Below are 7,642 nucleotides of genomic sequence, written 5' to 3'. Positions count from 1 at the left end.
AGCTCGGTGAGTTCGAAGTAGTTGGACATCAGCTCGGCGATGCGCGACTTGCCCGTGCCCCCGCGTTCCAGGCCCTGCACCACCTGTTGTTGCCACCACTGATCCGGTGCGCCGCAATACCCGTAGGCCACACCAAGCATGGGAGCCGAGCTCAGTGCCTGCGGGTCTTCGTCGGGGGATGGTTCCGGTCCTTCGACGGCCGCGACTGCCGTCCAGCCCGTTCTTCGGGTGTGTTCCAGCCACATCGAGGCACGCTGATCCTCGGTGCCGCGGGGATATCGCATCGCGTCCACGTAGACGCCGAGTGCCTCCCCGAGGCGCCGCTGCATGTCGACGGGTGACAGGTCGATGAGGAACGTGGCCAACCTATTGGTGCCCTTCGCGCGATTGCCGAGTAGACGTCATTATCCGGTCAGCGACGTAGTATCTCGCCACCGAGGGGCCACCAACTACAATCGAGCTCCGAAGTAGGTGGTACGGGTCGGATTCTGCTCGTATCATGGTGATCAGATGCCCCGTAAACGCGGGGCGTACGTACTTTGAACGCACGGCCGCGGTTTCGCGGGCGCAGCAGGGACGCAACATGGGAGGCGCGGATGCCACTCTCCGATCATGAGCAGCGCATGCTCGACCAGATCGAGAGCGCTCTTTATGCCGAGGATCCCAAGTTCGCGTCGAGTGTGCGCGGCGGGAACCTGCGGGCGCCCTCGGCGCGACGCCGGCTTCAGGGTGCGGTTGTCTTCATCGTCGGGCTGGCACTCCTGATCTGCGGTGTCGCCCTCCGTGCCACCCAGATCAGTGGATTTCCGATTCTGAGCGTGTTCGGCTTCATCCTGATGTTCGGCGGAGTGGTGTTCGCGATCACGGGGCCACGGGTGGCGGGCGGCCGCGAAGGTGCTCCGCCAGAGGTGGGTTCGGCGCAGCAGAGGCGCGCCAAGGGTAGCAATTCGTTCGCCAGCCGCATGGAGGAAAGGTTCCGCCGCCGCTTCGAAGATTGAGGTCCGCGGGACATCAGGGGCAGCTCCGTAGGGAGCTGCCCTTTTTCTTTGCCGCCCGACACGCCGTAGCTGGCGCCGGTCGCGCATCGGCCTGCCCTTTCGCCCCACCCCGCCCCACGTCGGGCCGAATGGCCGTCTAGCTGCGCGAATGCACTCATCGGCGCCGTCCGGAGCGGTACTCGGCAGCCAACCAGGCCCTGTTTGTGGTGTGCAGTGGGGTTTATGCCCATGCTTTTGCCAGCAGATGGAGCAAAGTGGGGGATCGTGGGGTAATGTGGCAGACAACGGAGCGGCTAGGGCTCCGTCGGAGGGCAGAAGCGAAGCGACTCGGGATTCAGCCGAGTGGTTGGAGGTGGCGGGATGTTTCTCGGCACCTACACGCCCAAGCTCGACGACAAGGGGCGGCTCACGCTGCCCGCCAAGTTCCGCGAAGCGCTGGCAGGGGGGTTGATGGTCACCAAGAGCCAAGATCACAGCCTGGCCGTCTACCCGCGGGCGGAATTCGAGAAGCTCGCAGAACGGGCCTCGCAGGCATCGCGCAGCAATCCGGACGCACGCGCCTACCTGCGGTACCTAGCTGCGGCGACCGACGAACAACACCCCGACGCCCAGGGCCGGATCACCTTGTCGGCCGACCATCGCCAGTACGCGGACCTCTCCAAGGACTGCGTGGTGATCGGCTCGATCGAGTACCTGGAGATCTGGGACGCACGAGCTTGGCAGGAATATCAGCAGACCCACGAAGAGAACTTCTCCGCGGCCAGCGATGACACCCTGCGCGACATCATCTAAATCGACCGTTGAGACCGGCCAAGCCCTTGCATGGTGGCCTCTGCCCGAACCGGCCCTGGCGTACTTCCCCAACGCCAGGTCCGCAACCTCGGACAGGGACCTCCGTGCAAGGGCGGGCACACCAACCGGGGGTACTGCGATGCCTGAGGTTCACCCGCACGACCCGGTGCTACTCGCCCGCTGCGTCGAACTGCTGAAGCCCGCTCTCACCCGACGCGCCGCCGACGGTGCCGGCGCCGTCCTCGTCGACGCCACCCTTGGCGCGGGCGGCCACGCCGAACGATTCCTCACCGAACTGCCCGGACTGCACCTCATCGGTCTGGACCGAGACCGCACCGCGCTGGCGATCGCAGCCGAGCGATTGGCGCCCTTTGGCGATCGAGTTACCTTCGTACAGACGCGATACGACGGTTTTTGGGCAGATCGGGATGGCGCCGCGCTTCCCATTGATGGTGTCCTCTTCGACCTCGGCGTCTCGTCCATGCAACTCGACCGCGCCGAGCGCGGGTTCTCCTACTCCGTTGACGCGCCGCTGGACATGCGGATGGATCAGGACGCGCCACTGACCGCCGCAGAGATCCTGAACACCTACGACAAGAGGGCCTTGACCCGGGTACTGCAGGAGTTCGGCGAGGAACGCTTCGCCAGTCGCATCGCAGGCGAGATCGTGCGACGACGTGACCGCAAGCCGTTCGAGACGACAGCCGAACTCGTCGAAGTGCTCTACGACGTCATCCCGGCGCCTGCCCGTCGCACCGGAGGGCACCCGGGTAAGCGCACCTTCCAAGCGTTGCGGACCGCGGTGAACGGTGAGTTGGACTCATTGAGCTCGGCCGTCCCCGCCGCGCTCACTGCACTGCGCGAAGGCGGGCGCATCGTCGTGATGGCCTATCAGTCGCTGGAGGATCGAATCGTCAAGGGCGAGTTCGCCTCCGCGACGGCGTCCCGAACTCCGGCGGGGCTTCCGGTCGAGCTGCCAGGCCACGGGCCGTACTTCGTGTCGTTGACGCGGGGCGCGGAAAAGGCGGGCGCCGACGAGATCGACATCAACCCCCGCAGCGCATCGGTACGGCTGCGAGCTCTGGAAAAGGTTGTCAGAAGGGAAGGTTCGTGATGGCGAAGCGACGAGAACCGGTGCGTGCCAGCGACGAACGCCAGCACAAGCCACGCAAGCCGCGCGAAGCCGCGGCCCAGCGGCGTGCGACCGATGCACCGCCACGCGGGCGTCGGTCGACTCGCGAGCAGCGCCCCGAACACTCGAGGCCGCACACCAGCCCGCTGCCCCGTCCCACCGAGGGCCCGGTCAGGCCGAAGAACGCCGCCCAGGCCAAGGCGCGAGCCAAGGCGCGGAAGGCGAAGGCGCCCAAGGTGGTTCGTCCACCACTCCGGGAGCGGCTACTCGTCAAACTGTCGTCCATCGACCTCGACCCGCGCAGGTTCGTCACCAGGGTGCCCTTCGTGGTGCTGGTGATCGGAGCGCTCGGCCTCGGCCTCGGCGTCACCCTGTGGTTGTCGACGGATGCCGCCGAGCGGTCCTATGAACTGGGCCGAGCGCGCCAGGTCAATCAGGCGCTGCTACAGCAGAAGGAAGGTCTCGAGCGTGACGTGCTCGAGGCTCAGGCGGCGCCGGCTCTCGCCGAGGCTGCGCGAAACCTCGGCATGATCCCCTCGAGGGACACCGCGCACCTGGTGCAGGACGCGTCCGGTAACTGGATCGTCGTCGGCACGCCCAAGCCGGCCCAGGGCGTCCAGCCGCCACCGCTGAACAGTCCGCTGCCCGAACCGGCGCCACCCGCGCCGCCTGCTCCGCCCGCACCACGCGTCGTCGACCCCCGCGAGGTGGCCGTGCACCTTCCGCCGCGTGCGGTACCGCTGCCCAACCCCGAAATCCCCGTGCCCGCAATCGCCGCCACGGCTCCGGTCCCGCCAGGACCGGAGGCCGTCGCACCGGTGGGGGCGCCCGTACCGGCCCCGGCCCCGGCCGAGCTACCGGCACCGGTGCCGGCGGCACCGATGGATGCCTCGGCTCCGCACCTCGATTCGCCGCAGGGGGCTGCCCTCCCAGGGCCGCCGCCCGCGGCTGATCAAGTAGTCCCGGCATCGGCACCGGTGCCAGGTCCGCAGGCATGAGTCGGTCGGGGACGCCGCATCCTGCGAACGAACGTCGGACGCGCACACCCGTCGCCGACGGCGGACCGCGCACCGCTTCCTTCGTGTTCCGCCACAGGGTGGGCAACGTCGTGATCCTGCTCGTCCTGATTCTCGCGGCGGGGCAGCTCTTCATGCTTCAGGTGCCGAGGGCCGAGGGACTTCGTGCCGAAGCCGCCAGTCAGCTCAAGGTCACTGACGTCGAAGATGCCCTGCGCGGAAGCATCGTCGACCGCAACGCGGACAAGCTGGCGTTCACGACCGCGGCACGCGCGTTGACGTTTCAGCCCGCCAAGGTGCAGAAACAACTGGTCGAGGCTCAGGGCAAGACGCCCGACGCTCCTGATCCGGTGAAGCGGCTCCGCGAGATCGCCAAGGGCGTGGCGGGTCTTCTGAACAACAAGCCCGACGCCGAGACGCTCTACAAGAAGTTGTCGAGCAAGGACTCCTTCGTGTACCTCGCCCGCGCAGTCGATCCCGCGATCTCCGACGCCATCATCGCGAAGTACCCGGAAGTTGGGGCGGAACGCCAGGACATCCGTCAGTACCCCGGCGGGTCCCTCGCGGCGAACATCGTCGGCGGCATCGACTGGGACGGTCACGGCCTGCTCGGTCTCGAGGATTCCCTCGACGCCAAGCTGGCGGGCAGCGACGGGTCGGTCACCTACGACAGGGGTTCCGACGGTGTCGTGATCCCCGGCAGCTACCGCAACCGGCACGACGCGGTCAACGGCTCGACGGTCCAGCTCACCATCGACGACGACATCCAGTTCTACGTCCAGCAGCAGGTGCAGCAGGCCAAGGAACTGTCGGGATCCAAGACCGTCTCGGCGGTGGTCCTCGACGCGAAGACCGGTGAGGTGCTGGCGATGTCGAACGACGACACGTTCGACCCGAGCCAGGACATCGGCCGCCAGGAGGACCGCCAACTGGGCAACCTCGCGGTGACCTCACCGTTCGAGCCGGGCTCGGTGAACAAGATCATCACGGCATCGACGGTGATCGAGAACGGACTGACCAACCCCGACGAGGTGCTGTCGGTGCCCGGCTCCATCGACATGGGTGGCGTCACCGTGAAGGACGCGTGGGAGCACGGTGTGATGCCGTACACCACCACAGGCATCTTCGGTAAGTCCTCCAACGTGGGAACCCTGATGCTGGCTCAGCGGATCGGGCCGGAACGGTACGCCGAGATGCTCGACAAGTTCGGGCTTGGTCAGCGGACCGGCGTCGGCCTGCCCGGCGAGAGTGCGGGTCTAGTACCGCCGATCGATCAGTGGTCGGGCAGCTCGTTTGCCAATTTGCCCATCGGACAGGGTCTTTCGATGACGCTGCTGCAGATGACCGGGATGTATCAGACCATCGCCAACGACGGCGTTCGTGTCCCTCCCCGGATCATCAAGTCGACGATCAGCTCGGACGGCACCCACACCGACGAGCCGCGGCCAGAAGGGGTGCGTGTGGTGTCGGCTCAGACGGCTCAGACCGTGCGAAACATGTTGCGCGCCACCATTCAGAAGGATCCGGCCGGTGTCCAGCAGGGCACGGGGTCCGGCGCCGCGGTGGACGGCTATCAGATCGCGGGCAAAACGGGCACCGCGCAGCAGATCAACCCCGGCTGCGGCTGCTACTACGACGACGTCTACTGGATCACCTTCGCGGCGATCGTGCCCGCGAACGATCCGCGCTACGTCGTCGGGGTGATGATGGACAACCCGCACCGCACCGCCGACGGTTCGCCAGGCACGACGGCTGCGCCGCTGATCCACAATCTGTCGGCGTGGCTGCTGCAACGCGAGAACGTGCCGCTGTCGCCCGATCCCGGCCCGCCGCTCGTCCTGCAGGGTTGAGCCAGGGATTCACCCATGCCGACGGCCGACGCCCGGCCGGTAGGGTGTCATGGCCATGAATTTGCGTCCCTCACGTCCCGTCGGTGAAGGCCTAGCCGCATTGGCCGACCGGGTGCAGGCGGTCCCCCTCGCCGGTGTCGGTTCGGACCCGGTGCGGGTCACCGGTGTGACGCTGCGAGGTCAGGACGCTCAGCCGGGAGATCTCTTCGCCGCCCTGCCTGGTGCGTCGGCACATGGCGCCAAGTACGCCGCGGACGCCGTGCGCCAAGGTGCCGTCGCGGTGCTCACCGACGAGGCGGGCGTGACGGTGATGTCGGACGGCATCGACGTGCCCGTGTTGGTGCATCCCGCGCCGAGGACCGTGCTCGGCGAGTTGGCGGCCGTGGTCTACGGCAGGCCGTCCGAACACCTGCGGGTGATCGGTGTGACGGGAACGTCGGGCAAGACCACCACCACCTATCTGGTGGAGGCCGGGCTCCGCGCCGCGGGACGCGTCGTCGGCCTCATCGGCACGGTCGGCATCCGCATCGATGGGCGCGACGAACCCAGCGCGCTGACCACACCCGAAGCGCCCGACCTCCAGGCCTTGCTCGCGGTCATGCTCGAACGTGGCATCGACACCGTCGTGATGGAGGTGTCCAGCCACGCGTTGACGTTGGGTCGGGTCGACGCCGTGCACTTCGCGGTCGGCGGCTTCACGAATCTGTCCCGCGACCACCTGGACTTCCACCCCACGATGGAGGACTACCTCGACGCCAAGGCGCGGCTCTTCGACCCTGGATCATCGACGCACGCAGACGTTTCCGTGGTCTGCATCGACGACGAAGGGGGCCGCACCATCGCGACCCGCGCCGAACGTCCCGTCACCGTGAGCGTGTCTGGTCGCGACGCGGACTGGCGGGTCGAGCACGTCGGCGCCGCCGCCGGAGGCGGCCAGCAGTTCCTTGCGGTCGATCCCGCGGGCGTGCACCACGCTCTCGGCATCGGTCTACCCGGGCACTACAACGTCGCCAACGGTCTGCTGGCGGCTGCACTCCTCGACGCGGTCGGCGTGTCGCCGGAGCAGGCGGCGCCAGGACTGCGAACCGCGAGCGTCCCAGGCAGACTCCAACCGATCGACTGCGGTCAGAGCTTCCTCGCCCTCGTCGACTACGCGCACAAGCCCGGCGCGCTGCGCGCGGTGCTGGAGACGTTGCGCGCTCAGCTCGGTGGGCTGGAGCGGAGCGACCCGGGGGGAAACTTGCGTGGGCGCATCGCCGTGGTGTTCGGCGCAGGCGGCAACCGGGACGCCGGCAAGCGTGCCCCGATGGGCCAGACCGCCGCCGAATTGGCCGATCTCGTCGTCGTGACCGATGACAATCCGCGTGACGAGGAGCCGGCCGCCATTCGGGCGGCGATCGTCGAAGGGGCGGCCGACGGTACCGCGGAGGTCGTGGAGATCGGGGATCGCCGGGCCGCCATCGACTTCGCCGTCGGCTGGGCCAGAGAAGGAGACGTCGTGCTGGTCGCAGGCAAGGGTCACGAGGGGGGTCAAACGAGTCACGGCCGGACGCGGCCCTTCGACGACCGTGACGAGTTGGCCCGCGCGCTCCAAGCTCTCGGGGCGCGGTCGTGATCGACCTGACGCTGGCCCAGATCGCCCGCATCGTCGGCGGCGAACTGACCGACGTCTCGGCCGAAGATGCCGAGACGACGCGCGTCACCGGAACCGTCGAGTTCGACTCGCGTGCCGTCTCGCCCGGCGGATTGTTCCTGGCGCTGCCCGGCGCCCGCTCCGACGGACATGACTTCGCCGCGGGTGCCGTCGCCGCCGGTGCGGCCGCCGTGCTGGCGGCTCGCCCGGTCGGCGTGCCC

Annotated in this window: 7 protein-coding genes and 1 pseudogene; 7 read left to right on the top strand and 1 reads right to left on the bottom strand. The window is 67.9% G+C overall.

Annotation, left to right across the window (positions count from 1 at the left end):
- Positions 1 to 365 (bottom strand): annotated as a pseudogene (locus QOD90_RS15905) (GNAT family N-acetyltransferase); the annotation flags it as partial.
- A 231-nt stretch (positions 366 to 596) separates the two neighbouring features.
- Here QOD90_RS15905 and QOD90_RS15900 point away from each other — a divergent pair.
- From QOD90_RS15900 to QOD90_RS15870, 7 genes are all read left to right on the top strand, one after another.
- Positions 597 to 998, top strand: coding sequence for an SCO2097 family morphological protein (locus QOD90_RS15900; RefSeq protein WP_526351342.1), 402 nt, complete (start codon positions 597 to 599; stop codon positions 996 to 998).
- Positions 999 to 1,358: 360 nt separating this feature from the next.
- Entirely contained in the window at positions 1,359 to 1,790 is a 432-nt protein-coding gene (gene mraZ, locus QOD90_RS15895; RefSeq protein ID WP_526351340.1) for a division/cell wall cluster transcriptional repressor MraZ, read from the top strand.
- Positions 1,765 to 2,904 (top strand): 16S rRNA (cytosine(1402)-N(4))-methyltransferase RsmH, encoded by a 1,140-nt coding sequence (gene rsmH, locus QOD90_RS15890; protein ID WP_526351338.1) that lies wholly within the window; start codon positions 1,765 to 1,767, stop codon positions 2,902 to 2,904. The genes mraZ and rsmH overlap by 26 nt, the downstream gene beginning before the upstream one ends.
- The gene (ftsL, locus tag QOD90_RS15885; RefSeq protein WP_526351336.1) at positions 2,904 to 3,920 is read left to right on the top strand and encodes a cell division protein FtsL; all 1,017 of its coding nucleotides are present in this window, start codon (positions 2,904 to 2,906) and stop codon (positions 3,918 to 3,920) included. The genes rsmH and ftsL overlap by 1 nt, the downstream gene beginning before the upstream one ends.
- Entirely contained in the window at positions 3,917 to 5,788 is a 1,872-nt protein-coding gene (locus tag QOD90_RS15880) for a peptidoglycan D,D-transpeptidase FtsI family protein (protein WP_526351334.1), read from the top strand. The genes ftsL and QOD90_RS15880 overlap by 4 nt, the downstream gene beginning before the upstream one ends.
- A gap of 55 nt (positions 5,789 to 5,843) precedes the next feature.
- Positions 5,844 to 7,403 (top strand): UDP-N-acetylmuramoyl-L-alanyl-D-glutamate--2,6-diaminopimelate ligase, encoded by a 1,560-nt coding sequence (locus QOD90_RS15875; protein WP_526351332.1) that lies wholly within the window; start codon positions 5,844 to 5,846, stop codon positions 7,401 to 7,403.
- A partial coding sequence (locus QOD90_RS15870) for a Mur ligase domain-containing protein (protein ID WP_526351330.1) occupies positions 7,400 to 7,642 on the top strand: 243 nt, incomplete at its 3' end. The genes QOD90_RS15875 and QOD90_RS15870, both read left to right, overlap by 4 nt.

This window comes from Mycobacterium sp., from assembly GCF_032161845.1.
Lineage (GTDB): Bacteria > Actinomycetota > Actinomycetes > Mycobacteriales > Mycobacteriaceae > Mycobacterium.
This window is presented reverse-complemented; position numbering and strand designations above follow the sequence as displayed.